This window comes from Acidovorax sp. A79 (assembly GCF_041154505.1).
Lineage (GTDB): Bacteria > Pseudomonadota > Gammaproteobacteria > Burkholderiales > Burkholderiaceae_C > Acidovorax.
The window spans coordinates 1,211,677-1,237,792 of the sequence record NZ_AP028672.1; the positions used below are offsets into that span (position 1 = coordinate 1,211,677).

General features: G+C 65.8%; 21 protein-coding genes. 7 read left to right on the forward strand and 14 right to left on the reverse strand.

Features of this window, described 5'->3' with window-relative positions:
- Positions 1–814 precede the first annotated feature (814 nt).
- From ACAM51_RS05450 to ACAM51_RS05460, 3 genes are all read right to left on the reverse strand, one after another.
- Positions 815–1,183 carry a hypothetical protein gene (locus ACAM51_RS05450; RefSeq protein ID WP_369642944.1) on the reverse strand — a complete coding sequence of 123 codons (369 nt, stop codon included), beginning with the start codon at positions 1,181–1,183 and terminating at the stop codon, positions 815–817.
- Between the two features lie 29 nt (positions 1,184–1,212).
- Positions 1,213–1,734: a hypothetical protein gene (locus tag ACAM51_RS05455; protein ID WP_369642945.1), complete on the reverse strand. Its 522-nt coding sequence runs from the start codon at positions 1,732–1,734 to the stop codon at positions 1,213–1,215.
- Between the two features lie 263 nt (positions 1,735–1,997).
- Positions 1,998–2,618 carry a hypothetical protein gene (locus ACAM51_RS05460; RefSeq protein WP_369642946.1) on the reverse strand — a complete coding sequence of 207 codons (621 nt, stop codon included), beginning with the start codon at positions 2,616–2,618 and terminating at the stop codon, positions 1,998–2,000.
- Between the two features lie 118 nt (positions 2,619–2,736).
- On the opposite strand from ACAM51_RS05460, the gene ACAM51_RS05465 reads away from it, so the two are divergent.
- Positions 2,737–3,927, forward strand: coding sequence for a helix-turn-helix transcriptional regulator (locus ACAM51_RS05465; RefSeq protein ID WP_369642947.1), 1,191 nt, complete (start codon positions 2,737–2,739; stop codon positions 3,925–3,927).
- A gap of 134 nt (positions 3,928–4,061) precedes the next feature.
- Here ACAM51_RS05465 and ACAM51_RS05470 read toward each other — a convergent pair whose 3' ends face one another.
- Positions 4,062–5,708 (reverse strand): serine hydrolase, encoded by a 1,647-nt coding sequence (locus ACAM51_RS05470; protein WP_369642948.1) that lies wholly within the window; start codon positions 5,706–5,708, stop codon positions 4,062–4,064.
- A 142-nt stretch (positions 5,709–5,850) separates the two neighbouring features.
- Here ACAM51_RS05470 and ACAM51_RS05475 point away from each other — a divergent pair, with 142 nt between their 5' ends.
- The 5 genes from ACAM51_RS05475 to ACAM51_RS05495 all read left to right on the forward strand — a co-directional run bounded on the left by ACAM51_RS05475 (position 5,851) and on the right by ACAM51_RS05495 (position 12,975).
- Positions 5,851–8,517, forward strand: coding sequence for an FtsX-like permease family protein (locus tag ACAM51_RS05475; RefSeq protein ID WP_369642949.1), 2,667 nt, complete (start codon positions 5,851–5,853; stop codon positions 8,515–8,517).
- Positions 8,518–8,726: 209 nt separating this feature from the next.
- Positions 8,727–9,446: an IPTL-CTERM sorting domain-containing protein gene (locus tag ACAM51_RS05480; RefSeq protein ID WP_369642950.1), complete on the forward strand. Its 720-nt coding sequence runs from the start codon at positions 8,727–8,729 to the stop codon at positions 9,444–9,446.
- 157 nt (positions 9,447–9,603) lie between these two features.
- Positions 9,604–10,674 (forward strand): glycosyltransferase, encoded by a 1,071-nt coding sequence (locus ACAM51_RS05485; protein WP_369642951.1) that lies wholly within the window; start codon positions 9,604–9,606, stop codon positions 10,672–10,674.
- A gap of 43 nt (positions 10,675–10,717) precedes the next feature.
- Positions 10,718–11,782, forward strand: a complete 1,065-nt coding sequence (locus ACAM51_RS05490) for a PLP-dependent cysteine synthase family protein (RefSeq protein ID WP_369642952.1) — start codon at positions 10,718–10,720, stop codon at positions 11,780–11,782.
- A gap of 116 nt (positions 11,783–11,898) precedes the next feature.
- Entirely contained in the window at positions 11,899–12,975 is a 1,077-nt protein-coding gene (locus ACAM51_RS05495; protein WP_369643775.1) for a lipocalin-like domain-containing protein, read from the forward strand.
- A 50-nt stretch (positions 12,976–13,025) separates the two neighbouring features.
- On the opposite strand, the gene ACAM51_RS05500 is transcribed toward ACAM51_RS05495, so the two are convergent.
- The 5 genes from ACAM51_RS05500 to ACAM51_RS05520 all read right to left on the reverse strand — a co-directional run bounded on the left by ACAM51_RS05500 (position 13,026) and on the right by ACAM51_RS05520 (position 17,808).
- Positions 13,026–14,027, reverse strand: a complete 1,002-nt coding sequence (locus ACAM51_RS05500) for a branched-chain amino acid ABC transporter permease (RefSeq protein WP_218295498.1) — start codon at positions 14,025–14,027, stop codon at positions 13,026–13,028.
- A 12-nt stretch (positions 14,028–14,039) separates the two neighbouring features.
- Positions 14,040–14,924, reverse strand: coding sequence for a branched-chain amino acid ABC transporter permease (locus ACAM51_RS05505; protein WP_218295499.1), 885 nt, complete (start codon positions 14,922–14,924; stop codon positions 14,040–14,042).
- A 133-nt stretch (positions 14,925–15,057) separates the two neighbouring features.
- Positions 15,058–16,254: an ABC transporter substrate-binding protein gene (locus tag ACAM51_RS05510; protein WP_218295500.1), complete on the reverse strand. Its 1,197-nt coding sequence runs from the start codon at positions 16,252–16,254 to the stop codon at positions 15,058–15,060.
- A gap of 56 nt (positions 16,255–16,310) precedes the next feature.
- The gene (locus ACAM51_RS05515; protein WP_218340166.1) at positions 16,311–17,036 is read right to left on the reverse strand and encodes an ABC transporter ATP-binding protein; all 726 of its coding nucleotides are present in this window, start codon (positions 17,034–17,036) and stop codon (positions 16,311–16,313) included.
- A gap of 1 nt (position 17,037) precedes the next feature.
- Positions 17,038–17,808: an ABC transporter ATP-binding protein gene (locus ACAM51_RS05520; RefSeq protein WP_218295502.1), complete on the reverse strand. Its 771-nt coding sequence runs from the start codon at positions 17,806–17,808 to the stop codon at positions 17,038–17,040.
- 446 nt (positions 17,809–18,254) lie between these two features.
- Here ACAM51_RS05520 and ACAM51_RS05525 point away from each other — a divergent pair, with 446 nt between their 5' ends.
- The gene (locus ACAM51_RS05525; RefSeq protein WP_369642953.1) at positions 18,255–20,069 is read left to right on the forward strand and encodes an ABC transporter transmembrane domain-containing protein; all 1,815 of its coding nucleotides are present in this window, start codon (positions 18,255–18,257) and stop codon (positions 20,067–20,069) included.
- 140 nt (positions 20,070–20,209) lie between these two features.
- Here the strand turns inward: ACAM51_RS05525 and ACAM51_RS05530 are convergent, their stop codons facing one another.
- From ACAM51_RS05530 to nuoL, 5 genes are read right to left on the reverse strand one after another with little or no spacing between them, the layout of a single operon-like run.
- Positions 20,210–20,695, reverse strand: a complete 486-nt coding sequence (locus tag ACAM51_RS05530; protein ID WP_369642954.1) for a DUF1178 family protein — start codon at positions 20,693–20,695, stop codon at positions 20,210–20,212.
- Between the two features lie 24 nt (positions 20,696–20,719).
- Positions 20,720–21,025: a DUF2818 family protein gene (locus ACAM51_RS05535; protein WP_218340163.1), complete on the reverse strand. Its 306-nt coding sequence runs from the start codon at positions 21,023–21,025 to the stop codon at positions 20,720–20,722.
- A gap of 26 nt (positions 21,026–21,051) precedes the next feature.
- Entirely contained in the window at positions 21,052–22,545 is a 1,494-nt protein-coding gene (nuoN, locus tag ACAM51_RS05540; protein ID WP_218295506.1) for an NADH-quinone oxidoreductase subunit NuoN, read from the reverse strand.
- 24 nt (positions 22,546–22,569) lie between these two features.
- A complete protein-coding gene (locus ACAM51_RS05545; protein ID WP_369642955.1) occupies positions 22,570–24,045 on the reverse strand; it encodes an NADH-quinone oxidoreductase subunit M in 1,476 nt (491 codons plus the stop codon).
- Between the two features lie 12 nt (positions 24,046–24,057).
- Positions 24,058–26,094: an NADH-quinone oxidoreductase subunit L gene (nuoL, locus tag ACAM51_RS05550; protein ID WP_369642956.1), complete on the reverse strand. Its 2,037-nt coding sequence runs from the start codon at positions 26,092–26,094 to the stop codon at positions 24,058–24,060.
- Positions 26,095–26,116: the final 22 nt, after the last annotated feature.

Here is a 26,116-nt window from a genome sequence, read left to right on the forward strand (position 1 = left end):
GCGCCCGTGCTGTTTGCGCTGGCAGTACCGGCATAGACAATGGCCGCGTTGAAGGGATCCACGGCCAGGGCCGCGACGTTGTTCACCCAGCTCCCTACAGGAAGGCCTACGCTAGCGGATGTCCAATTCGCTCCGCCATCAACGGTTTTAAAAATCCCGTCTCCCGTTCCCGCATAGATCTTCGTTGGCGTCGCCGGATCGACCGCCAACGCAATGATGGCCTGGTTCGTGATTCCGGTACTGGCTGGCACCCACCCCATCGCCGCCCCCGCAGGCCACGCCATTAGCGCCAGCAGGCTGGATAACAGTGGCATCCGTATCCAGCGCGCCAGCCTCGAGACTTCTGGAGATTTAATACGTGTTTGGTGCCCCGCGCTCACAGAAAAATCAATAGAAGCTCTCATTTTGATATTAATTTACAAAAAAATGAAGAATGTAAAAAACACTCCCCAGGGACCGGGAACCATCACCTGCCAAGGATTGAACGTGGGGCCAGTGCAGCACAATGGCTTGAAATATCCACTGGCCGCCTTGAGCAGGCCATCGGAAATCCCGCACGCCTTTCGCTGTTTTCCACCAACTTCCGCTCGCCCGTTACCCTGTAAATGCAGGAAAGGAGCTGAGCGTGCACGTCGTGGTAGCACACCTGTGGCGCGAACGAGCCGCCCGGGTGGGCTGCCAGTTTCCTCCGGGAGTAGTGGGTTGCGAAGAAACGCTCACAAATCGCAAACAATCACTGCAAACCCCGAACCTCGCGAATATGGGATGCCCGCCCCTGACCATGCCAGCAGAGGCCATGGAACTCGGCACAACCTCAGCGCTCCAGACATTCGACACTGTCTGTTCCCGTTTCGCGGTAGGTTCCGCCGTTGCCAAAACCGATGGATCCTTTGCACGAAAAATATCTGTAACGGCCTTGGATATGGATTTTCCCCTCCGCACCTGCGGCGATATTCTGGGAATGGGTGTAGTAACCGCCATTGGATCCATCGCCGCATCTCTTTTTGGCGTATTTCAAGTCACCGCAATAAATCACAAACACCTTTTCGCCGCAGTTGTTCACGAAGATCACCTCCCCATTACCTGATTTCGCTTCAATGCAGTGCATCGCGCTTTCTCCTGGGTTCTTGGCATGTGCACTTATGCCGACGAACAGTAAAACAACTGCAATGATTGTTTTCATGGTGAATACCTCTTTTTGGCTTAAATCGTCTACGGCGCCCTATTCGCTTGCCCATGGAAGGCAAAGGGCGTGATCGCTGCACCTGGTGCGGCGATCTCGAACTCGCCCGCGGCCAGCAGTGACAGGTCGGGATTGGGCGCAATGACCTCCACGCGATAGCGGCCAGGCGGCCAGTCCACCGAGGAGTGCATCCACACGGGCACGGCCTCGTTCGCGCCGGAGGGAAGGGCCTGGGTCGATAGGTCGATCACTTCATTGTTGCTGGCATTGCGCCAGCGCAGGATCACAGAGTCGCCGCCCAGAAGGTTCGGCGGCACGGCGGCTTCGACGTAGCGCTCGTGGTGCGACAGCACGGGCACCTCGCCCGCAGGCAATGTGGATGTGCCGCCTTGCGGGCCGAAAGCGACGGGCGTGGCGGCACCCGCCCATAAGGTCGCCCGGCCGTCCAGCAGGCCGTGCAGACGCTGCAGCGCCGCGCTGCCGCGCGTGAAGCCGTGGGATTCCAGCCAGTGAGCTTGCAGACGGGAGTGGTCCAGCAACTCATCCAGCAAGTGCGATCCCCCTGCCGCGCGATTGCCGATGGCCGCGCTACGCACAAAGGTACCCTGCTCAGGGGCGGAGACCGCTACGAGTGGCACCAATGAAGTTGGAGGCCACTCAGCCTTCGCCGCCTGTTGCCGGGCAGAGCCACCCAGGGCTTCAACTCCAGGGTCAGTCCCCAAAGCAAGGTAAGCTGCCACGGGGATAGCCAGTGTGAGCGCCAACGCAACGGCGGGCAGCCGTTGCAGACTTCGCGACAAGGACGGCATGCTGCTCAGCGCGCGTTAAGCCACTTGTCGCGGGCCGTGATGCAAGCGCTAGCGCTGCTGAATTGGCTCATGTACGTATAGGAAGCGTACTCGCCCGAGCCGCATCCACCTGCGTCCTTGTAAACCGGCCCAAAGCAACTGCCGTATTTCATACTGGAAGTGGTTTTGGCGCAGAAGTTGTAGTACGTCTGCGTGGAGGGGTTGGGCAGAGTGGGGCCGTTGTCACCGCCGCAGTTCAGTGCCTTGGCATTGTCGCGCGCAAATTGCACGAGCTTGGCGTATGGCCCCGCATAGTCCGCATCCGCCGCCGCTTTCTGGCCCAATTGGCAAGCTTGGATGATTTGCTGCAGGCGGGCGTCTGCCGCACCGTAGGCGCCTGACACCTGGATGCCACAGGCGTTGGACTGCTGGCGCTCGGCCGCAGTGATTTTGTCCGGATAGTTGCAGCCGCCATTCGCCCCCCCTCCGCTACCTGTGCTGCTGCCGCCACCAGATCCAACGCTGCTGGAACTATCGCCCCCGCCGCAGGCGGCCAGCGAGGCCATCAGGCCAACCATCACGGCCAACCGGCATACGCGGCTGGTCTCTGACATAAGAAGAAAGCGTGGGGTATTGGGTACAAGCATACAGCGCTCCATGATTTACGTAGATAACGTTGCTGTTTGTATCCATACGTACATTTCCCGACATCCCCCAGATGGATGAACCGGCACACTTGGCGAAAAACACACCACAAAACAGCGCATGCTCACCACCTATAGCTGCGACGACATCGGCATGCCAGGGCTGATCCGCTGTGTCTATGACGCTGCGCTTGATGCCAGCCGTTGGCAGGAGTTTCTGATTCGGTTCGCGGCAGAGTTCTCTTCGCAGGCAACGATGATCTTTGGGCAGGATTTCTCCGATCGATCGGTGGAAGTAACGGGCGCATCTGCGTCGCTGGCGGCCCACCATGGGATCGGGGAAGACTTCATGCAGAGCTTTTCTACCCACTACTGCCGTACCAACGTCTGGACGGAAGACGAGCGCTTGCACCATGAGGGGCAGTTGGTCAACGGCTCCAAGTTCTATCCTGACGCACGTCTGCCACGCACCGAATGGCATACCGACTGGCTGCGGCCACAGGACCTGTTCTATACGCTGGCAGCAGTGGTAGAAAAACGTGCACAACGCTCTTTCAACGTGACGGCGGTGCGTAGCAAGCGTTGCGGCCCCTATACCGAGGCTGAGGAAACCCGCCTGCGCATGCTGGTACCCCATCTGCAGACAGCATTCGCCCTGCATCGGCGCTTGCATCGTGCCGAGGCGCTGGCTCACGCATCGGTAGCGGTGCTAGAGAATCTGCCAATGGGCGCGGTATTGATTGACGGGCAGGCCCGTGTGCTGCATGCCAACAGCCAGGCGCATGCCCTGGCACGTGCCACGGGCCTACTACGGTTCGATGCCCAAGGCACGTTAAGCGCAAGCGCCGCCAGCGACGACGCGCTGCTGCAGCGCGCCCTGCGCCTGGCAGTTGCAACAGGACGCGGCACGGCGCTAGATGCCGGTCGTGCGTTGCGACTGCGGGGCAACCTTGGTGCGCAATTGCAGGTGATGGTGGCACCGCTACCGCGCTGGTCGTCGCCGTTTGGCGAGCAGGCAGCCGGCGCAGCATTTATCAGTGATCCTGCTAGTCCGGCAAAGGCGCCAGTGGATGTACTACGCACCTTCTATAGTCTCAGCGCAGCCGAGGCGCAGCTTGCACAAGCTCTGACCAATGGCCTATCGCTAAAGGAGTATGCAGACCTACGTGGCATCTCCATCCACACCGCCCGCAGCCAGTTCAAGACTGCCGCCACCAAAGTAGGTACGGGACGTCAGGCGGACTTCGTGCGCACAATCCTCACAGGCCCTGCCATGCTGCGCTGGGACGCGGGCCAGGGCGATCTGATTTGACGAAAACGAGTTCCCTCGGCAGCGCGGTGGGTCTCACCGACGCGCTGCGGCTGCGCAGCGACGGCATCAGCGCGAGCGGCTGACCCGCAACACCCGCATCACGGTTCGAGGCGGGGCGCGCGGAAGCGCCCGTTCTAGTGCAGCACCACGGCACGCACCTCGCCGCTGGAATAACGCTCGAACTCCAGTTCCGCCCGCACCGCGTCGTACGCAAACCGGTCCTGCTGGCCGGGAAGCGGGTACACCGTGTAGCGCGGTTGGGAGCCCAGGCGCACCTGCAGGCGGCCACCCGTGGCCTGCACATCCAGCACATTGCCGCCGCGCAGGCGGTAGCGACCCAGGTACGGGGCCAGCATCTCGTCCGACTGTGGCGGCGCTAGGCCAACCAGCGGTTCCTCTGCACGCAGGGCCGTCAAGCGCGCGCCAAAACGCGTGTAGCGCAGCACCGCGGGCCGCCCTTCCTTGTCGCGCTCGAAGCGCAGCTGCCGGCCCGATGCGGGCTGCGTGAAGGCGTCGGGCCCCAGCACCTGCAGCGGCTCGAACACACCGCCAGTGGGCCGCAGCTGCAACTGGCCATCCACCAGGGCAAGGCTCAGGGCCACCGCAGGCGACGCGCGGTAGACCCCTTCGTACGGCGCCAACGCGGCCGCGTCGGTGGCGGGCTGGCCGGGCGGCACGGGGTAGCGCAGCGCCAGCAGCGGCGTCATCACATCCTGCTGCGCGGCCCGTGCGTTGGCCACCAGGGCGATCACCGCCTCGCCCCGGTCGGGTGCCAGCAGCCATACGCTGCGAAAGCCCCCCGTGCCGCCGCCATGCAGCCAGGTGCGCAGCCCGTCGCGCTCGCGCAGCATGATGGCGTAGCCGATCTGGCCGCCGTCGTGGTCCGCCAGCGGCGTGAACAGGCGCTCGGCCGCCGGGCCCAGGGGCCCCCGCGCGCCGGCCAGCAGCGCGCGGCTGAACACCAGCATGTCGGCCGCGGTCGAGCGCAGGGCCCCCGCACCGGCAAAGGCATCGAACTCCCACACCGACACCGGCGTCTCGCCTTCATGTGGCGCAGCCAGGCGCGGCGCCTTGCCGCCCAGCGACTGCACCGTGTCCTGCATGCCCAGCGGGCCGGTGATGCGCTCGTGCACGAGCGTGGCCCAGGGCAGGCCATAGCGCTGCGCCAGCACCTCGCCCAGCACCGCAAAGCCAAGGTTGCTGTACACGCCCGCGCACGGCGGCGACTGCGCCAGGCGTGCATCGGCCAAGGCCTGCCACAGGCGGGGGCGGTCGTAGCGCAGATAGGGGTTGGCGGCGTCCGAATCGCGGCGGAAGTCCGCCGGCAGGCGTGGCAGGCAGGAGGTGTGCGTGACCAGCTGGCGCAGGGTGATGGCGGCCACCGGGACGGGCAAGGCCGGCGCCAGTGCGGGCGTGCCATTGAGCAGCCCGCCCAGCGTGTCGTCCAGCGCCATGTCGCCACGCTCCACCGCCTGCGCCAGCAGCAGGCCGGTGAACACCTTGCTGATCGAGCCCACCTCGAACAGCGCCTGGGCAGGTGCTTCTGCCACACGGTTGCGGGCCGTGCCGAAACGGGCCTGGCCACCGTGCCACACCCCCACTTCGGCGGCGCCGCGCAACGGGCCCAGCGCGGCAGCGGCCATGGTGTCCGCGGGTCCCGACCAGTCGAAGCCTGGCGGCGGGGCGGCATGTCCCGCCAGCGCCATCCACAACACTCCCGAGGCGAGGATGTGCCGCGCCAGGCGGGACGCCGGGAGAAGGGTTCCATCACAGCATGCCATTCCATCGCCTCCCTGAACGGCACCACGGGGCGGGTGCCATGGCGGCATGGTCGCATGCGCTGGCTGTGGGCCAGCTTAAGGGCGCGGTGTTCCCGGATCCTTTTCAATGCGTTCGCGCAAGGCCAGGCCGCACAATCCCGCCATGCTCGCACTGCTTCGCACCTTCTCCTGGCAGGATCTGCGCCACCATCCCTGGCGCAGCGCCGCGGCCGTGACCGCGGTGATGCTGGGCGTGGCGCTGGCCTTTGCGGTGCATGTGATCAATGCGTCCGCGCTGGACGAGTTCTCGCAGGCGGTGCGGGCGGTCAACGGCCAGCCCGACCTGGAGCTGCGCGCCATGCAGGGCAGCCTGCCCGAGGCGTTGTACGGACAGCTCGCCACCCATCCTCAGGTGGCGCGGGCCAGTCCGCTGCTGGAGCTGGCGGCGGTGGCACGGGCCGCCGTGCGGCAGGATGCCGAAGCGCCGCCAGCGCCCCCGCCGCCCGGCACGCCGCTGCGGGTGCTGGGCGCCGATGCGCTGCTGGTGCCCACGATGGCGCCCGCGCTGATGCCCCGGCCGTGGCCGGGCGCCGATCGCTTCGCGGTCTTCGCCCCCGCCACGGTGTTCCTCAACGCCGCCGCGCTCCAGGCGCTGGGGCTGCCAGCAATCCCCACCGGCCCTGCGCCGCGGCTGTTGCTGCAGGCCGGCCTGCGGCAGTGGACGGTGCACGTGGCCGGTACGGTGGCGGCCGGCGGCGCCCCCCTGGCGGTGATGGACATCGGCGCCGCGCAGGACCTGTTTGGCCGCACGGGGCAGTTGAGCCGCATCGACATCCAGCTGCAGCCCGGCACGGACCGCAGCGCCTGGGAGCAGGCCGTGCGCGCCCTGCCGGGCTGGCCCGCCGATGTGGTGTTCGCCCAGCCAGGCGACGCGGCCCAGCGCATCGGCAACCTCTCGCGCGCCTACCGGGTGAACCTCACCGTGCTGGCGCTGGTGGCGCTGTTCACGGGGGCGTTCCTGGTGTTCTCGGTGCTGGCGCTCAGCGTGGCGCAGCGCGCGCCGCAGTTCGCGCTGCTGGCCGTGCTGGGCGCAACGCCGCGCCAGCGCCTGTGGCTGGTCCTGGCCGAGTCGGCCACGCTGGGGCTGGTGGGCAGCGCCGCCGGCATCGCACTGGGCTCGGCCCTGGCCGCCGCCGCGCTGCGGCTGCTGGGCGGCGACCTGGGCGGCGGCTACTTCGCGGGCGTGCAGCCCGCGCTGCAATGGAGCGCCCCGGCGGCCCTGGCCTATGGTGCCCTGGGCGTGGTGGCCGCGCTGGTGGGCGGCTGGTGGCCCGCGCGCGCCGCGCAGGCGCTGCCGCCCGCGCAGACGCTCAAGGGCCTGGGCACGGCATCCCAGCAATCCGCCAATGGCGCGATGGGACTCATCTTGACCGCAACGGGTGCGCTGCTGGCCATGGCGCCACCTGTTTTTGGCATACCGCTGGCGGCCTATGCGGCCATCGGCCTGCTGCTCGTCGGCGGCATTGCCCTGCTGCCCTGGGGCATGGCCTGGCTGCTGCGCCGCCTGCAGCCGCTGGCCGCACGCCATGCCCTGCCACTGCTGGCGGTGGAGCGCGCGCGGCGCATGCGCGGCACGGCGGCCATCGCCGTGGGGGGCGTGGTGGCCAGCCTGAGCCTGGCGGTCGCGCTGACGGTGATGGTGTCGAGCTTTCGCGGCTCGGTCACGCAGTGGCTGGACGCGGTGCTGCCCTCGCCCCTGTATGTGCGCCCGGCCATCAACGCCCCGGGCAGCGACGCCGCGCTGCTGCCCGCCGGCTTTGCGGAGGCGGTCGCCCAGCTGCCCGGGCTGGAGCGCGTTCAACCCCTGCGGGCCAGTCCGCTGCAGCTCGATGCCGCCCGTCCCGCGCTCACGGTCATCAGCCGCCCGCTGGGCAATGATCCCGCGCGCCAGCTGCCCCTGGTGGGCGATGCGCTGCCCGTGCCCGCGGGGTACACCGGGGTGTACGTGAGCGAGGCGGTGGTGGACCTGTATGGCATGCGCCCGGGCATGGAATGGCCAGCCCTCTCCAGGGCTTTCAGCCCTCCCGCCCTTGGTGATAAAGCGCAGGAAGCTATCTTTTATATAGCAGGCGTCTGGCGCGACTATGCCCGGCAATCGGGCGCAGTGGTGATGGACCGTGCGGTCTGGCTGCGCCTGACCGGTGATGCCCGCACCAGCGATCTGGCCCTGTGGCCCCGTGAAGGGGCCGATCTGCAGGCCTTGCAGGAATCCATCCAGGCCGTGGCCGCAGCGCATGCCGGCGAACCCCGGAGGGCGGGTGCGGCGGACGCCGCGCCCCTGGCTGACTTGCAGCCGGCGGCGCTGCTGGAGTTCGTCTCCTCCGGCACGATCCGCGCGCGCTCGCTGCGCATCTTCGACCGCAGCTTCGCGGTCACCTATTGGCTGCAGGCGGTGGCGATCGGCATCGGGCTCTTTGGCGTGGCCGCCAGCTTCAGCGCCCAGATCCTGGCGCGCCGCAAGGAGTTCGGTCTGCTCGCGCACCTGGGCCTCACGCGCCGCCAGATCCTGGCCGTGGTGGCCGGCGAAGGCGCCGCCTGGACGGGTGTGGGCGCGATGGCGGGCCTGCTGCTAGGCCTGGCCGTGTCGGTGGTCCTGGTGCACGTGGTCAACCCGCAGAGCTTTCACTGGACCATGGACCTGGCGGTTCCGGTGGGTCGGCTGGGCGCCCTGTGCATGGCCGTGGCCGCATCCGGCACCCTCACGGCGTGGCTCGCTGGACGCGCCGCGGCGGGAAGGGATGCCGTTCTGGCGGTAAAGGAAGACTGGTAGACAACGGAAACCCAGCGCCTCCCACTAGGCTTGGAGCCCTTGAGAGAAAGCAACTTTTGCTCACTTGGGTTAAATTATGTTGCATCGGCCCTGGCGATTGGCGATGATCCAGCGCGTCCGGGCATGCGGGGTCAGCCCGCCGCAGACATCCAGACCAAACAAATACACTGTCAGGCCCCGCAGGGCCTGCTCGCAAAGGGAAAAATAGCATGGCGAATTTCGGAGGCCGCTGGCCTGCAGGCCTCGTTTTGGCAGCATCGATGCTGCTGTCGTCCGCCTGGGGGCAAGTCAACATTCCTCCCGGGAGTTCGATTGACCTTTCCGCAGGGGACATCGACTTTTCCTGCCTGGCCACCACCAACCAGGGCGACCTGATTCTGGGCACCGGCACCCTGACCACCGGTAGCCTGACACTTGACAGCGGCTCGACGGTGTCGGGCACAGGCAGCACTTTGAACGTGAGCGGCGATCTCGCCGCCATCGCTCCCACCAACCTTGGCACGAGCACGATCGTCGTGTCGGACATCTGCGCTCCAGGAACCCAGTTCCAGTTGAGCGGGAACATCGTGGTGCGGAATCTGGTGTTCATCAGCACCACGGGCGCCCCCGCCACCTTTGTGCTGCCCGTGGGTACCAACATCACCGTGACGGGCTCCGTCACACTCGGAACTCCGGGGTCTCCCGTCATATTGGCCCCCTCGGGCTCAGGCACTGCGGTGATCACGCTCGCCCCAGGCGCAACCTTGCAAAATCCCAGCGGAAGCGTCATTCCACCCACCGTGAGTTTTGGGCCCATCGTCACCGGGGCGGCCAGCATCCCTACGCTGGACACCTATGGCCTCCTTCTGCTGTCCCTGCTGCTGGGGGGTTTCGCGCTAGGTGCACGCCGGCGCGGCCCTCAGCCCAGCGCGCGGCACTTGCGAAGCTAACGCGCTTTCACCGGGCCATCCGCCCTGGTGGACGCTACGCCCGAGCATCCGATGACGTGCGCCCAGGCTGCAGCGTTGTCAACAACGGTCGCAGCCCCCGGCACACCCTGGTCTTGCGCGACGCTGAAACCTGATTTGCATCCGGCGCCCTGAGCCCATGAGCCGCATCTGCCTGAACATGATCGTGAAGAACGAGGCCCCGGTCATCGCCCGGTGCCTCGGCTCGGTCAAGCCCTGGGTGGACCACTGGGTCATTGTGGACACGGGCTCCACCGACGGCACGCAGGACCTCATCCGCGCGTTCATGCAGGACGTGCCAGGCACGCTGCACGAACGGCCCTGGAAGAACTTCGCGCACAACCGCAACGAGGCGCTCGAACTGGCGCGCCCCCATGGGGCCTATCTGCTGTTCATCGATGCCGATGAGCAGCTGCGTGTGCCGCCGCAGTTCACCTGGCCCGAACTCACGGCCGATGGATACACCCTGACCTGCCACATGGACGGCTGGGAATACCAGCGCAACAGCCTGGTGGCCACCCGCATCGGCTGGCGCTGGGAGGGTGTGCTGCACGAGTACCTGACCGCCGCGCAGCACGGCCCCTGGCAGACGCTGCAGGGACCGGTCATCCATGTGTCTCACGATGGCGCCCGCGCGCGCGACCCCGAGACCTATCTGCGTGACATGGCGCTGCTGGAACAGGCCGTGCGGGACGACCCCACGAACACGCGCAATGTGTTCTACCTTGCCCAGAGCTGCCGCGATGCCGGGAAGATCGAGCCCAGCCTGCTGTGGTACCAGCGCCGGGTCGACATGGGGGGATGGGACGAAGAGCGCTGGTATGCCCTGTTCCAGATCGCCGTGCTGCATGAGCGCAACCAGGCCCCACCCGCCACCGTGCGCGATGCTTATCTGGCGGCCTACGCGGCCCGCCCGCAGAGGGCTGAGCCCCTTTGCGAACTGGCCCGCTATCACCGCGAACGGGCCGAACATGCACTGGCCACCGTGTTTGCCCTGCAGGCGTCACAGATTCCGCAACCTGCGGACATTCTTTTTGTGGATACACAGGTGTACACATGGCGTGCACTGGATGAGCTGGCCGTCAGCGCCTTCTACACCCCCCACCGAGACCTGGGTCGTGCTGCGCTGCAGCGGCTGCTGGCCGAGCGCCGATACCCGGCGGACCAAGCCCAACGCATCGAAGCAAATCAGGTTTTCTACGGTCCGTGACCATCTCTGCGGCCCAGGCTGGAGGCGCTGCGACAATGCTCGCATGCAGACTCTCTCCCCTCCTTCCCGCTGGCTCCACGAAGCCATCGCCCGCATTGAAGCCGACTACCAGCGCAGCGCCGACACGCACCTGATCCCGCTGCGGCTGCCCGCGTTTGCCGCGCATGGCATTGACCTGTACCTCAAGGACGAATCCACCCACCCCACGGGCAGCCTGAAGCACCGGCTGGCGCGGTCGCTTTTCTTGTATGCACTGTGCAACGGCTGGGTGCGTGAAGGCTCGACCATCGTCGAGTCGTCCAGTGGCTCCACTGCGGTGAGCGAAGCCTACTTTGCGCGGCTGCTGGGGCTGCCGTTTGTGGCGGTGATGCCGCGCAGCACCTCGCCCGAGAAGGTCGCGCAGATCGAGTTCCATGGCGGGCGTTGCCATTTTGTGGACAGCGCGGGAGCGGTGTATGAGGCGGCCCATGCGATTGCCGAGGAGACGGGCGGCCACTACATGGACCAGTTCACCTATGCCGAGCGCGCGACAGACTGGCGCGGCAACAACAACATTGCCGAGAGCATGTTCACGCAGATGGCGCGCGAGCCGCACTCGGTACCGCGCTGGATTGTGGTGGGCGCGGGCACGGGCGGCACCAGCGCCACCATTGGCCGCTATGTGCGCTACCAGCGCCATGCCACGCAGGTGTGCGTGGCCGACCCGGCGGGTTCGGTGTTCAGTGCCTACCACCGCACGGGCGATGCGCAGCTGACGGCGCCAGGATCCCGCATTGAAGGCATTGGGCGCCCACGGGTGGAGCCCAGTTTCATCCGCACGCTGGTGGACCGCATGGTCGATGTGACGGACTGCGAATCCATTGCCGCCATGCGCGCACTGTCGCAGCTACTGGGGCGGCGCGTGGGGCCGTCCACCGGCACCAACTTTGTGGCCATGCTCACGCTGGCCAGCGAGATGCGCGAGCGGGGCGAGCGCGGCTCCATCCTGTCGCTGCTGTGTGATGCGGGCGAGCGGTATTTACCCACTTATTTCGACACCGAATGGGTGGACCGCACGTTCGGCGATTGCTCGGCAGCGCAGCAGAAGGTAGATGGCCTGATCGGCTGATGCCAGCCACGCACTGCACCATGCCCTCCACCGCCCTGTCCCCGGGCCCTGCCGGGCCATTCACTGGCCCCGCTGCCACGCGCCGCCAGTGGCTGGCCAGGCAGCTGCCGCTGGGCATGGCGCTGGCGGGAGGGGCGGCGGGCTGGCTGCCCGGTCCGGCATCCGCCCTGCCGGCACGCACACTGGCCTTTCCGCGTGACCATGGCAGCCACCCGGAGCTGCGCACCGAGTGGTGGTACATCACGGGGCATGTGCAGGCGCGGGGCCAGCCCTGGGGATTTCAGCTCACGTTCTTTCGGTCACGGGTGGACGCCACGCAGCCACTGCAGTCCGCGTTTGCCGCCAAGCAGCTGCTGTTCGCGCATGCCGCCGTCACGGACGTGCAGGGCCAGCGTCTGGTGCACGACCAGCGCATCGCACGCACGGGTTTTGGCGTGGCGCAGGCCAGCGAGGCCGATACCCGCATCCGGCTGCAGGACTGGACGCTGGAGCGCAGCGACATGGCGCACGGCAAGCCCCACCTGGCGCTCAGCCGCTACACGGCGCGGATCGCAGGCAGTGAATTCGGCCTGGAGCTGCAGTTCGACAGCACCCAGCCCGTGCTGCTGCAGGGCCAGCAAGGCCTGTCGCGCAAGGGGCCTGACGCGGCGCAGGCCAGCTACTACTACAGCCAGCCGCAGCTGGCGGTCAGCGGCCACCTGACGGTGGGGGGCCGCCGCATGGATGTCACACCCGGCACCGGCCGCGCCTGGATGGACCACGAATGGAGCGAGGCCCTGCTGCACCCCGAAGCCCAGGGCTGGGACTGGATCGGGATGAACCTGCACGATGGCAGCGCGCTCACCGCGTTCCGCCTGCGGCGTGCCGATGGCTCGGCGCTGTGGGCGGGGGGATCGCTGCGCGCGCCAGGGCAGCCCGTGCAGGCATTCGACGCGCGGTCCGTGGTGTTCACGCCGCAGCGGTGGTGGAGCAGCCCGCGCAGCGGCGCGCGCTATCCGGTGCAATGGCGGGTGCAAACACCCGCTGGCGCATTTGAAGTGCGCACCGTGCTGGACAACCAGGAGCTGGACAGCAGCGGATCGACGGGCGCGATCTACTGGGAAGGCTTGTCCGAGCTGGTGGACCACGCAGGCCTGCCCGTGGGCCGGGGCTACCTGGAGATGACCGGATATGCAAAACCGCTGCGCCTGTGACGGCGGCAGCGGCTGGGGATGGGAGGGCCGCCACAGGCGGCCGTATCGCCTCAGTGCTTGGCGGAGTTGCCTGAGCGGCGCTGCGCCAGCCACGCGATGATCTCGCCCATGATGCCGCGGCGGAAGGCGAGCACGCAAACGACGAAGATCAGCCCTGTGACCATGGTGACGGATTCGCCCAGGGTCTTGAACCACTCCACGCTGGTCAGCGCAGCGAGCAGGTTGCCGAATTCGCCGATCTTGTTCTCCAGCAACACCACCACGGCCGAGCCGATCAGCGGGCCCGACAGGGTGCCCAGCCCCCCCACGAGCGTCATCAGGATGACCTGGCCCGAAGCCGTCCAGTGCACGTCGGACAGCGTGGCGAAACCCAGCACCAGCGTCTTGAGCGAACCGGCCAGGCCTGCCAGCGCCGCCGACAGCACGAAGGCCAGCAGCTTGAAGCGGTGCGTGTCGTAGCCCAGCGAGATGGCGCGAGGCTCGTTCTCCTTGATGCCCTTGAGCACCTGGCCGAACGGCGAATGGATGGTGCGCACGATGACGAGGAACGCCAGCACCACGATCACCAGCGCCACGTAGTACATGACCAGGTCGCTCTGCAGGCTGATGATGCCAAACAGCTTGCCGCGCGGCACGCCCTGCAGGCCGTCCTCGCCCCCGGTGAAGGGCGCCTGCAGGCAGGCGAAGAACAGCATCTGCGCCAGTGCCAGCGTGATCATCGAGAAGTAGATGCCCTGGCGGCGGATGGCCAGCCAGCCGAACAGCAGGCCCAGCAGCGCGCCACCGGCCGTGCCCAGCAGCAGGCCGATCTCGGGCGTGAGGCCCCAGACCTTGATGGCGTGGCCGGCCACATAGGCTGCTCCGCCCAGAAACGCGGCGTGCCCGAATGACAGCAGGCCGGTGTAGCCCAGCAGCAGGTTGAACGCGGAAGCGAACAGCGCGAAGCACATCAGCTTCATCACGAAGACGGGATAGGCGCCAAGGAAGGGCGCGGCGATCAGGGCCAGCAGCAGCAGGCCGTAGCCGATGGAGGCAAGGTTCTTGGTATTCATGCGGACGGCCCCTTATTTTTCTTTGCCGAACAGGCCGGCGGGGCGGATGAGGAGAACGATGACCATGATGACGAACACCACGGTGGAGGACGCTTCGGGGTAGAACACCTTGGTGAAGCCCTCGATGACACCCAGGCCCAGCCCGGTGAGGATGGAGCCCATGATGGAGCCCATGCCGCCAATCACCACCACGGCGAAGACCACGATGATGAGGTTCTGCCCCATGAGCGGCGTGACCTGATAGACCGGCGCCGCCAGCACGCCGGCAAACGCGGCCAGCGCGGCACCGAAGGCATAGGTCAGCGTCACCATCACCGGCACGTTGATGCCGAAGGCCTCCACCAGGCGCGGGTTCTCGGTGCCGGCGCGCAGGTACGCGCCGAGCTTGGTCTTCTCGATCACGTACCAGGTGGCCAGACACACGACCACCGAGGCCACCACCACCCAGGCGCGGTAGTTGGGCATGATCATGAAACCCAGGTTGGTCGCGCCCTCCAGCAGTTCGGGCGTGTCATACCCCAGTCCGGAGACGCCATAGATCGAGCGGAACACCCCCTCGATCAGCAGCGTGAGGCCCAGCGTGAGCAGCAGGCCGTACAGGTGATCGAGCTTGTAGATCCAGCGCAGCAGCAGGCGCTCAATCAGCACCCCGAACAACCCCACCGCCAGCGGCGCCAGCACCAGCATCCACCAGTAGTTGATGCCGAAGTAATTCATCGCCATCCAGGTCATCAGGGCTCCCGTCATGAACAGCGCCCCGTGGGCGAAGTTGATGACGTTGAGCAGGCCGAAGATCACGGCCAGCCCCAGGCTGAGAATGGCATAGAACGAGCCGTTGACCAGCCCCAGGAGGAGCTGGCTCAACAGGCCCGGCAATGAGACACCAAAGATTTCCATGGGAGGCAGCTGCAGGTGGTGGTGAACGGTTCAGGTCGGGAGGAAGGGAGGTGCCGGGCAGGCCCCTGCGGGCCACCGGACCGGCCCTGGGCGCGCGCACGCGCACCCGGGGCCTCCTTTCTTTCTCAGCGGTTTACTTCCAGAGCGCGCACTTGCTCTCTGCCTTGGTGGTGAACACCGTGTCGCCCGGCAGCTTCTTGATGAGCTTGTAGTAGTCCCATGGCTTGGTGGATTCGGCGGGCTTCTTCACTTCCATGAGGTACATGTCGTGCACGTAGCGGCCATCGGGACGCAGCTGGCCAGACGCGAAGAAGTCGTTCATCTTCATGCCGCGCCAGGCCGTCATGACCTTGTCGGCATCGATGCTCTTGGCTGCTTCCACGGCCTTGAGGTAGTTCATGGTGGCGGAGTAGTCGGCGGCCTGGATCTCGCCGGGCATGCGCTTGGTCTTTTCAAAGAAGCGTGCGGCGAACTTGCGCGTGTCGTCGTTCAGGTCCCAGTACCAGCTGGTGGTGAACTGCAGGCCTTCGGTGTTGCGCAGCCCCAGGCTGTGCACGTCGCTGATGAAGATCAGCAGGCCCGCGAGCTTCATGCTCTTGCCGATGCCGAATTCCTTGGCGGCCTTGATGGCGTTGATGGTGTCGCCACCGGCATTGGCCAGGCCCAGGATCTGCGCCTTGGAGTTCTGCGCCTGCAGCAGGAACGACGAGAAGTCCGACGCGTTGAGCGGATGGCGCACGGTGCCCACCACGGTGCCGCCCTTGGCCTTGACCACCGTGCTGGTGTCGGCCTCCAGCGCATGGCCGAATGCATAGTCGGCGGTGAGGAAGTACCACGACTTGCCCCCGGTGTCCACGATGGCCGAACCCGTGCCCTTGGCCAGCGCCACGGTGTCGTAGGCGTAGTGCACCGTGTAGGGACTGCATTGCTCGTTGGTCAGTGCCGAGGATGCAGCGCCGTTGTTGATGTACACGCGCTTCTTCTCGGCAGCCACCTTGGCGGACGCGAGGGCCGTGCCGGAATTGGTGCCGCCAAACAGCATGGTCAGGCCCTGGGTGTCGATCCACTCGCGCGCCTTGGACGCCGCGATGTCGGCCTTGTTCTGGTGATCCGCGGTGAGCAGCTCGATGGGCATGCCCAGCACCTTGCCGCCGAAGTCGTCGATGGCCATCTGGATGGCCACAGCCCCGTTCTTGCCCTCCACGTCGGCGTACAGGCTGGACATGTCGGTGATGAAGCCGATCTTGACCTTGTCCTGCGCGTGCGCGGCCGAGGTGGCCAGGCCCGCTGCGCCCAGCATCAATGCCAGCACTTTGAGTTTGTTCTTCATGGATTGTCTCCTGTGGGTGTGGTGGAAGAAAACGGGAAAGAGGTCACCTGGACAGCTCAGACGCCCAGCAGTTCGGTGAGCACGGGCATCTTTGCCTCAAGCTCGGACGCACCGAACTTCTCGACGATGCGGCCGTGCTCCATGACGTAGAAGCGGTCGGCCAGCGGCGCGGCGAAGCGGAAGTTCTGCTCCACCATGACCACCGTGTAGCCCTTTTCGCGCAGCATGGTGATCATGCGGGCCAGCGCCTGCACGATGACAGGCGCCAGGCCTTCGGAAATCTCGTCCAGCAGCAGCAGGTTGGCCCCCGTGCGCAGGATGCGGGCCACGGCCAGCATCTGCTGCTCGCCGCCCGACAGGCGCGTGCCCTGGCTGTTCCTGCGTTCGGCCAGGTTGGGAAACATGGCGTAGATCTCCTGCACCGACATGCCGGGGGTGCCGGTCTTCAGCGCCGGCGGCAGCAGCAGGTTTTCCTCGCACGACAGGCTGGAGAAGATGCCGCGCTCTTCCGGGCAGTAGCCCACGCCCAGGTGGGCGATGCGGTGCGTGGGCATGTGGATCGTCTCGACGCCGTTGATCTTGACCGAGCCCTTGCGCGCGCCGGTCAGCCCCATGATCGCGCGCATGGTGGTGGTGCGGCCCGCGCCGTTGCGCCCCAGCAGCGTGACCACCTCGCCGGGTTGCACGACGATGTCCACGCCATGCAGCACGTGCGACTCGCCGTACCAGGCCTCGAGGTTGCTGATTTCAAGGGCAGGGGTCTTGGATGCGGTGGTCGCCATCTCAATGTGCTCCCTGCAGTTGGCCATCGGTGGTGCCCATGTAGGCTTCCATCACTTGCGGGTTGTTGGACACCTCGGCATACGGGCCTTCGGCCAGCACGGCGCCGCGCTGCAGCACCGTGATGCGGTCGGCGATGGTGGAGACCACCTTCATGTTGTGTTCCACCATCAGGATGGTGCGGCCGGCCGAGACTTTCTTGATGAGCTGGGTGACGCGGTCCACGTCCTCGTGGCCCATGCCCTGCGTGGGTTCGTCCAGCAGCATGAGTTCGGGCTCCATGGCCAGCGTGGTGGCGATCTCCAGCGCGCGCTTGCGGCCGTACGGCAGGTTCACGGTGACCTCGTCGGCCAGGTCCTCCAGGCCCACCTCGGTCAGCAGCTGCATGGCCCGGTCGTCCAGCTGGTGCAGGGTGCGCTCGCTGCGCCAGAAGTGAAATGAGGTACCCAGCTTGCGCTGCAGGCCCAGGCGCACGTTCTCCATCAGCGTGAGGTGCGGGAACACGGCCGAGATCTGGAACGAGCGGATGACGCCGCGCCGGGCGATCTGCGCGGGCTGCTCACGGGTGATGTCGTGCCCGTTGAAACGGATGGTGCCCGACGTGGGCGTGAGGAATTTTGTCAGCAGGTTGAAGCATGTGGTCTTGCCTGCGCCATTGGGACCGATCAGCGCATGGATGGAACCCCGGCGCACGGCCAGGTTCACATCGCTGACGGCGGTGAAGCCCTTGAACTCTTTGGTCAGGCTGTGGGTTTCAAGAATGACGTCGCTCATTGCGCCTGGGTCGCTCCGTTGGGTGCTGGGGGAAGAAGCCTTGCGGCAAGGACTTCATGCGTGCGTTTTTGTCGCAGTGCATCGTATGCCCCCCTACCCTGCGGTAGATACTGGGACTAATGCCTATGTATAAACGCCTATGCCTTCTGGCGCACCAGGCAAGCGCATGCGCGCCGCCTCCGTCCAGGGCGAGGCACCCGCCCTTCCGCCATCGCGCTTTTTGCCGCCCTGGCCGTCTCGGCAGGCCCCATGGCGAGGGTTCTGTCCGGCAGGCGCGGTCCGGCAAGACACTGACTTTTTACTTACAACCTGCAGCGTCGGGGGCCCCGCAGGGCTGCGGATGGGCAGCCCGCCGCCGCCCGGCGCGCTTCTGGCAAACATTCCCGTGGCCTGGGAGATTGCCCCGCCGCGTGCGGGGACCGGGGATGGGAACCTACACTGCATCCATGGCTTCCACCCCTTCCCAACCCGCCCGCGGGGCGCCCCGCTCCCTGACAGGCCTGCTTCCATTTTTGCGGCCGTACCGGGCCCGCATCGCGTTGTCGGTGGTGTTCCTGGTGCTCGCGGCCCTCGCCACCCTGGCGTTTCCACTGGCCTTGCGCAACCTGGTGGACGGCGGCCTTGTCAGCGCGGACAAGGGGGCCCAGACCATGGCGCTGCGCAACCATTTCGAGGCCCTGTTCGCCGTGGCCGTGGCGCTGGGGGTGTTCTCCGCCGCGCGCTTCTACATGGTGAGCTGGCTGGGCGAGCGCGTGACCGCGGACCTGCGCGACGCCGTGTACAGCCATGTGCTGCGCCAAAGCCCCCAGTTTTTTGAAACCACGCAGACCGGGGAAGTGCTGTCGCGCCTGACCGCCGACACGACGCTCGTCCAGACCGTGGTCGGTTCGTCCTTGTCCATGGGCCTGCGCAATGCCGTCATGGGCGTGGGCGCGCTGGCCATGCTGGTGTGGACCAATCCCTATGTCATGTCGGTCGTGCTGCTGGCCGTGGTGCTGGTGGTGCTGCCCACCATGTGGATCGGGCGCAGGGTGCGGCGCCTGTCGCGCGACAGCCAGGACCGGGTGGCGGACTCGAGCGCCATCGCGGCGGAAGTGCTCAACGCCGTGCCGGTGGTGCAGAGCTACGCGGCCGAGCCCCGCGAGTCCGCCCGCTTCATGCAGGCCACCGAAAATGCGTTCCAGGTCGCCATCAAGCGCACCCGTGCCCGGGCCCTTCTGGTGGCCTTCATCATCATTGCCAACGCCGCGCTGCTGCTGTGGGGCCTGTACCGCGGCACGGAGGCCGTGCTGGCTGGCAAGATGACCGCCGGCCATCTGGGGCAGACCGTGGTGTACGTGATCCTGCTGGCCGGCGCCGTGGCAGTGCTGGGCGAGGTCTACGGCGACCTGCTGCGCGCCGCGGGCGCCACGGAGCGGCTGATGGAGCTGCTGGGGAGCCGCTCCCCCGTGGCGGACCCGGACGAGCCCCAGGAACTTCCGCTCTCCGAACGCGGCCTGGAGGTGGAGTTCGAGCAGGTGCAGTTCCACTACCCCTCGCGCCCCGATCAACCCGCCCTGCACGACTTTTCCCTGCGCCTGGCGCCCGGCGAAACGGTGGCGCTGGTGGGCGCCAGCGGCGCGGGCAAGACCACCGTGTTCCAGCTGCTGCAGCGCTTTTACGACGTGGACTCCGATGCCGACGGCGTCCCGCAGGGGCGCATCCGCCTCAATGGCGTGGACATCCGCAGGCTGCGGCTCAAGGCCCTGCGCTCGCACACGGGCACCGTGCCACAGGACGCGGTGATTTTCTCGGCCTCCGCGATGGACAACATCCGCTATGGGCGCCCCGACGCGACGGACGAGGAGGTGGTTGCCGCCACGCGCGCCGCGTTCGCGCACGACTTCATCACCGCGCTGCCGCAAGGGTATGCCACCTTCCTGGGAGAGCGCGGCGTGCGCCTGTCAGGCGGCCAGCGCCAGCGCATTGCCATCGCCAGGGCCATGCTCAAGAACCCGCCACTGCTGCTGCTGGACGAGGCCACCAGCGCGCTGGACGCCGAGAGCGAGCGCATGGTCCAGGCGGCCCTGGACACCGCCATGCAGCGCCACACAGGCCGCCGCACCACGCTGGTCATTGCCCACCGGCTGGCCACCGTGCAGAACGCGGACCGCATCGTGGTACTGGACCATGGGCGCATCGTCGAGCAGGGCACCCACACGGCCCTGCTGGCGCAAGGCGGCGTCTATGCCCGCCTGGCGGCATTGCAGTTCACGGTGTAGCACCGGCTCCCCGGGGCACGGGCGGAGCTTCGCAGGCTTCAAGAAATCGCTATAAATACAATAGCTTATTGCGCTTACTCATCAAGCGTTTGCGACCAAAATACCCACAACATATTGGCGGCCAGGCAGCGCCAGGAAGGCTATTGAAGGGTTTCCTTGGCCGCCGCAGGCAATGCCAGAGGCAGGACGGCAATGCCCTCCTCCAGCAACTCCAGGGCCTCGTCGGGGGTGGCCTGACCACGAATCGCACGCTCCTGCACCTCGCCATGGTGCATGCGGCGGGCTTCCTGGGCAAAACGCCCTCCCACATCCTCGGTGCTGGCGACGATCTTGCGGGCCAGCTCCAGCCAGGCGGCCTGCAGCGCGGGCGCAAGCACGCCGGCATCGGCCGGCGCCCCTCCGGCTCCGGGCACGGGAGACGGTGTTGTCACCGTGGGCGTGGTGGCGGCTGGATCTCGCGCGCCCAGATTCAAGCGCGGAGCGCTCAGACGCTTTTCAATGTGGGCGTCCGCGCACAGGGGGCATTGCACCAGCCCGCGCTGCTTCTGGCCCTGGAAATCATCCTCCGATCCGAACCAGCCTTCAAAGACATGGCCGAGCCGGCATTGGAGATCAAGCACCTTCATGGCAACACCTGAACGCGCCGGCCGTCACCCGTGGCGGCGCAGCAGGTACCGGTAGACAAAACCTGGAAAGGCCAGCGTGAGAAACAGCGTCCCGGTGATGGCATAGAACTCCCAGCCTTGGGGCGCGATCTGCCCTGCGCGGCGCTCCAGCAAGAGCGCGAGGCCACCGACCAGGACATACAGCAGGAGGAGCTCAGCCAGCCGGCCGACGAGCGGCTTGCGCTGCCCGGCAACGGGCCCCACCACCAGCCAGCGGTGGTTCACAAACGGCAGGTTGGCGGCGATGAAGGCCGCCACGATGACCAGCCAGACGGACCCGGTAAGAGACACAGGAACGAACGAGAGCGGCGAGGCGCTCAGGTCGCCAGCGCGCGCACGACAGCGTCCGCGCACAGCGCCATCAGACCGCCGGGCAGAAGGCCCAGCACCAGAAGAAGTGCACCGTTGAGCGTCAGTACCACGCGCACGTCCACGGGCGCCGATACGTTCGAAGCCGTCAGCGGGGCGTCGAAGTACATGACCTTCACCACCCGCAGGTAGTAGAAGGCGCCAATCAGCGACATCATCACGGCGAACACCGCCATCGCGATGTACAGGCCCTGGCCGGAGGCCACCAGCGCCTGCAGCACCGCCAGCTTGGCGTAGAAACCCACCAGCGGGGGAATGCCGGCCATGGAGAACAGGCAGACCGCCATCACGCCCGCATACAGGGGGCTGCGCTGGTTCAGGCCCGCAAAGTCCGAGATTTCTTCGCTCTCGAAGCCCTCGCGCGCCAGCAGCAGGATCACGCCGAACGCGGCCAGCGTGGTGAGCACATAGGTCACCACATAGAACATGGAGGCGCTGTAGGCGTTCTCGACGGCCGTGGCATCCACATTGCCATTCACCACACCCGACATCAGGCCCAGCAGCACGAAGCCCATCTGCGAGATCGTGGAGTAGGCCAGCATGCGCTTGAGGTTGGTCTGCGCGATGGCAGCCAAGTTGCCCACGAGCAGCGAGCCGATGGCCAGCACCGCGAGCATCTGCTGCCAGTCGATGGCCAGGGGCAGCAGGCCGTCCACCAGCAGGCGAATCGTGATCGCGAAGGCTGCCAGCTTGGGCGCGCCACCGATCATGAGCGTGACGGCCGTGGGGGCACCCTGGTACACGTCGGGAATCCACATGTGGAACGGCACCACGCCCAGCTTGAAGGCCAGGCCAGCCACCACGAACACCAGGCCGAAGACCAGCACCTGATGGCGGATCTGGCCCGAATTGACCGCCTTGAACACCTGACCGATGTCGAGCGAACCCGTGGCACCGTAGATCATGGACAGGCCGTACAGCAGGAAACCGCTGGCCATGGCGCCGAGCACGAAGTACTTCATCGCCGCTTCCGTCGCCGTGGCGTTGTCGCGGCGCAAGGCCACCAGGGCGTAGCTCGACAGGGTCAGGAGTTCCAGGCCCAGGTAGATCACCAGGAAGTTGTTGCCCGAGATCATGATGAACATGCCCAGCAGCGCAAACATCGACAGCGTGAACATCTCGCCGCCGCGCATCATGCCGCGGTCCGCCGCATAGGGACGGCCGTAGACCAGCGTGATCATCATCGCCACGGTGGCGAAGCACTTGAGCCAGTTGCCCATGGCGTCGCTGACCACCATGTTGCCAAAGCCGTAGAAGGTGTTGCCGCTGCTGGCGTACATGGCCTGCAATGCCGCCACCACGGCCAGCGTGAGCAGGGTCAGCACATAGGTGCCCGTGCGGCGTGCGCTGTGCACGCCCAGATCGACCAGCGCGATCACGCAGGCCATGGTCAATAGCACGATTTCGGGGTAAATCGCGAGCCAGCTGATGTTGTCAATCATCTCGAATCTCTCAGTTCAGTCTGGTCAGTTCAGCTTGGACAGCGCGACATGCTTGAGCAGTTCGGCCACCGAGGTGTCCATCACATCGGTGAAGGGGCGCGGGTACAAGCCCATGGCCAGCACGGCGATGCCCAGCAGTGCAAGCACCAGGAACTCGCGGCTGTCGATATCGGTGAGGCCCTTAACGTTGTCGTTGCCGACAGGTCCCAGGTACACCCGCTTGAACATCCACAGCGTGTAGGCGGCGCCAAAAATCAACGCCGTGGCGGCTGCCATGCCGATCCAGAAGTTGGCCTTGACGGCCCCCAGGATCACCATCCATTCGCCGACGAAACCGGCGGTGCCCGGAAGGCCGCAGTTGGCCATGGCAAACAGCAGCGCGAAGGCCGTGAAGTTGGGCATGGTGTTGACCACGCCGCCGTAGGCCGCGATTTCACGCGAGTGCACGCGGTCGTACAGCACGCCGATGGACAGGAACATGGCACCCGAGACGAAGCCGTGGGCAATCATCTGCACCAGGCCGCCGGAGACGCCCAGGTCGTTGAAGATGAAAAAACCCAGGGTCACGAAGCCCATGTGCGCCACCGACGAGTAGGCCACCAGCTTCTTCATGTCCTTCTGGACCATGGCCACCAGGCCCACATAGATCACCGCGATCAGCGACAGCGCGATCATCAGCCACGCCCATTCGCGCGAAGCGTCGGGAGCGATGGGCATCGAAAACCGCAGGAAACCGTAGGCACCGAGCTTGAGCATGATGGCGGCCAGCACGGCCGAGCCGCCGGTGGGGGCTTCCACGTGCACGTCGGGCAGCCAGGTATGCACTGGCCACATGGGTACCTTCACGGCGAAGGCCGCGAAGAAAGCGAAGAACAGCAGCGTCTGCGCGCGGCCGCTCAATGGCAGCTGGTGCCACGTCGCGATGTCGAAGCTGCCACCCGACTGGTTGTACAGGAAGATCAGCGCGATCAGCATCAGCAGCGAGCCAAGCAGCGTGTACAGAAAGAACTTGAACGCCGCGTAGATCTTGTTGGGGCCGCCCCAGATCCCGATGATCAGGTACATGGGGATCAGCGTGGCTTCGAAGAACACGTAGAACAGCATGCCGTCCAGCGCCGTGAACACTCCGACCATGAGGCCTGACAGGATCAGGAACGCGCCCATGTACTGGTTCACGCGCTCGGTGATGGACTCCCAGGAAGCCACCACCACGATGACGGAGATGAAAGCCGTCAGCGGCACGAACCAGAACGAAATGCCATCCACGCCCAGGTGGTAGTGGACATTGAAGCGCTCGATCCAGGCGGCCTTCTCGACAAACTGCATCGCCGCCGTGCCCAGCTTGAAGCCATCGTACAGGGGCAAAGTCACCAGGAAGCCGATCACGGCCCCGACCAGCGCCAGCCACCGCACCGCGCGGGCATGCTCATCCCGCCCAATGGCCAGCAGCAGCACACCGAAGGCAATCGGTGTCCAGATTGCAAGACTCAACAGACCCATTTGTTGTTTTCCTTATTTGATGAGCTGCAAGAAAGCATCGCCCCAGACAAACCAGGTCATCAATGCGAAGACACCCAGAATCATCACCAGCGCATAGTGGAAGATGAAGCCCGACTGCATCCAGCGGACGATGCCGGAAACCCCGCGCACCAGCTTCCAGGAGCCATTCACGAGGGCCCCGTCGATGATGGCCTGATCGCCACCCTTCCACAGGCCGACGCCCAGGGCACGCGCGCCGCGCGCCAGGATGTTCTCGTTGATCCAGTCGAGGTAGTACTTGTTTTCCAGCAGCGTGTACAGGGGCTGCACGCGGGCCTTGATGCCGGCCGGCAGCGCGGGGTTGACCATGTACATGTAGTACGAAGCAACCACGCCAGCGAGCGCCAGCCAGAACGGCGCGGTCTGCAGTCCGTGCACCGCCATGGCCACCGGACCGTGGAAAATTTCAGCCAGTTTCGCCATGGCCGGATGCTTGACCGCATCGACAAAGATCACGTTCTTGAAGAAGTCGCCGAACAGCATGGGCTGGATGAACATGAAACCCACCACCACCGACGGAATGGCCAGCAGCACCAGAGGCACGGTCACCACCCAGGGCGATTCGTGGGGCTCGTGATGGTGATCGTCATGGCCATGGTGGTCATCATGGTGCGCATCAGGATTCTGGTCGTAACGCTCCTTGCCATGGAAAACCAGGAAGTACATGCGGAACGAATAGAACGCCGTGATGAATACACCCGCCAGCACGGCGAAGTGCGCAAAACCGGCCGCGGGCAGATGGCTGAAATGGACCGCCTCGATGATGCTGTCCTTGGAATAGAAGCCCGCGAACAGCGGGGTGCCGATCAGCGCGAGCGAACCCAGCAGCGAGGTGATCCAGGTGATGGGCATGTACTTGCGCACGCCGCCCATCCAGCGGATGTCCTGGTTGTGGTGCATGCCCATGATGACCGAGCCGGCGCCGAGGAACAGCAGCGCCTTGAAGAACGCGTGGGTCATCAGGTGGAACACGGCGACCGAATAGGCCGACGCACCCAGCGCCACGGTCATGTACCCGAGCTGCGACAGCGTGGAGTAGGCCACCACGCGCTTGATGTCGTTCTGGATGATGCCCAGGAAACCCATGAACAGCGCCGTGATGGCCCCGATCACCAGGATGAAGTTCAGGGCGGTATCCGACAGCTCGAACAGGGGCGACATGCGCGCCACCATGAAGATGCCGGCCGTCACCATGGTGGCCGCGTGGATCAGTGCCGAGATGGGGGTCGGGCCTTCCATCGAGTCGGGCAGCCAGACGTGCAGCGGGAACTGGGCGGACTTGCCCATCGCACCGATGAACAGGCAGATGCAGATCACGGTGATCAGCATCCAGTCGGTGCCGGGGAAAGCCAGGCCGCCGAGCTCACCCGACTTGGCAAACACTTCGCCGTAGTTCAGCGTGCCTGCGTAGGCCGCGATGAGGCCGATGCCCAGGATGAAGCCGAAGTCCCCTACGCGGTTGACCAGGAAGGCCTTCATGTTGGCGAAGATCGCGCTGGGCTTGTTGAACCAGAAACCGATCAGCAGGTAGGACACCAGGCCCACGGCTTCCCAGCCGAAGAACAGCTGCAGCAGGTTGTTGCTCATGACCAGCATGAGCATGGAGAACGTGAACAGGGAGATGTACGCGAAGAAGCGGTTGTAGCCGTCGTCCTCTTCCATGTAGCCGATCGTGTAGATGTGCACCATCAGCGACACGAAGGTCACCACCACCATCATCATGGCCGTGAGGCTGTCGATCAGGAAGCCGACTTCCATCTTGAGGCCGCCGACCACCATCCAGGTGTACAGCGTTTCGTTGAAACGGGCGCCATCCAGCGCAACACTCTTGAGCGTCATGGCCGACAGGACGAAGGCCACGAGCACGCCCAGGATGGTCAGGGTGTGGCTCAGGCGGCGGCCAATCCAGTTACCACCAAAGGTCGTACCGAAGATGCCGGCCAGCAAGGCGCCCGCCAGCGGAGCCAGCGGCACGGCCAGGAGCGTTGAAGCAGAGAGGGTTTGACTCATTCTTGAGAACCTTGGGAATACA

Bases quoted from the DNA above. Each gene is read 5' to 3' on its own strand.
- ACAM51_RS05450 (WP_369642944.1), bottom strand. From the start codon at position 1,183: ATGAAAACAATCATTGCAGTTGTTTTACTGTTCGTCGGCATAAGTGCA.
- ACAM51_RS05460 (WP_369642946.1), bottom strand. From the start codon at position 2,618: ATGCTTGTACCCAATACCCCACGCTTTCTTCTTATGTCAGAGACCAGC.
- ACAM51_RS05465 (WP_369642947.1), top strand. From the start codon at position 2,737: ATGCTCACCACCTATAGCTGCGACGACATCGGCATGCCAGGGCTGATC.
- ACAM51_RS05470 (WP_369642948.1), bottom strand. From the start codon at position 5,708: ATGGCATGCTGTGATGGAACCCTTCTCCCGGCGTCCCGCCTGGCGCGG.
- ACAM51_RS05475 (WP_369642949.1), top strand. From the start codon at position 5,851: ATGCTCGCACTGCTTCGCACCTTCTCCTGGCAGGATCTGCGCCACCAT.
- ACAM51_RS05480 (WP_369642950.1), top strand. From the start codon at position 8,727: ATGGCGAATTTCGGAGGCCGCTGGCCTGCAGGCCTCGTTTTGGCAGCA.
- ACAM51_RS05485 (WP_369642951.1), top strand. From the start codon at position 9,604: ATGAGCCGCATCTGCCTGAACATGATCGTGAAGAACGAGGCCCCGGTC.
- ACAM51_RS05490 (WP_369642952.1), top strand. From the start codon at position 10,718: ATGCAGACTCTCTCCCCTCCTTCCCGCTGGCTCCACGAAGCCATCGCC.
- ACAM51_RS05495 (WP_369643775.1), top strand. From the start codon at position 11,899: ATGGCGCTGGCGGGAGGGGCGGCGGGCTGGCTGCCCGGTCCGGCATCC.
- ACAM51_RS05500 (WP_218295498.1), bottom strand. From the start codon at position 14,027: ATGAATACCAAGAACCTTGCCTCCATCGGCTACGGCCTGCTGCTGCTG.
- ACAM51_RS05505 (WP_218295499.1), bottom strand. From the start codon at position 14,924: ATGGAAATCTTTGGTGTCTCATTGCCGGGCCTGTTGAGCCAGCTCCTC.
- ACAM51_RS05510 (WP_218295500.1), bottom strand. From the start codon at position 16,254: ATGAAGAACAAACTCAAAGTGCTGGCATTGATGCTGGGCGCAGCGGGC.
- ACAM51_RS05515 (WP_218340166.1), bottom strand. From the start codon at position 17,036: ATGGCGACCACCGCATCCAAGACCCCTGCCCTTGAAATCAGCAACCTC.
- ACAM51_RS05520 (WP_218295502.1), bottom strand. From the start codon at position 17,808: ATGAGCGACGTCATTCTTGAAACCCACAGCCTGACCAAAGAGTTCAAG.
- ACAM51_RS05525 (WP_369642953.1), top strand. From the start codon at position 18,255: ATGGCTTCCACCCCTTCCCAACCCGCCCGCGGGGCGCCCCGCTCCCTG.
- ACAM51_RS05530 (WP_369642954.1), bottom strand. From the start codon at position 20,695: ATGAAGGTGCTTGATCTCCAATGCCGGCTCGGCCATGTCTTTGAAGGC.
- nuoN (WP_218295506.1), bottom strand. From the start codon at position 22,545: ATGATTGACAACATCAGCTGGCTCGCGATTTACCCCGAAATCGTGCTA.
- ACAM51_RS05545 (WP_369642955.1), bottom strand. From the start codon at position 24,045: ATGGGTCTGTTGAGTCTTGCAATCTGGACACCGATTGCCTTCGGTGTG.
- nuoL (WP_369642956.1), bottom strand. From the start codon at position 26,094: ATGAGTCAAACCCTCTCTGCTTCAACGCTCCTGGCCGTGCCGCTGGCT.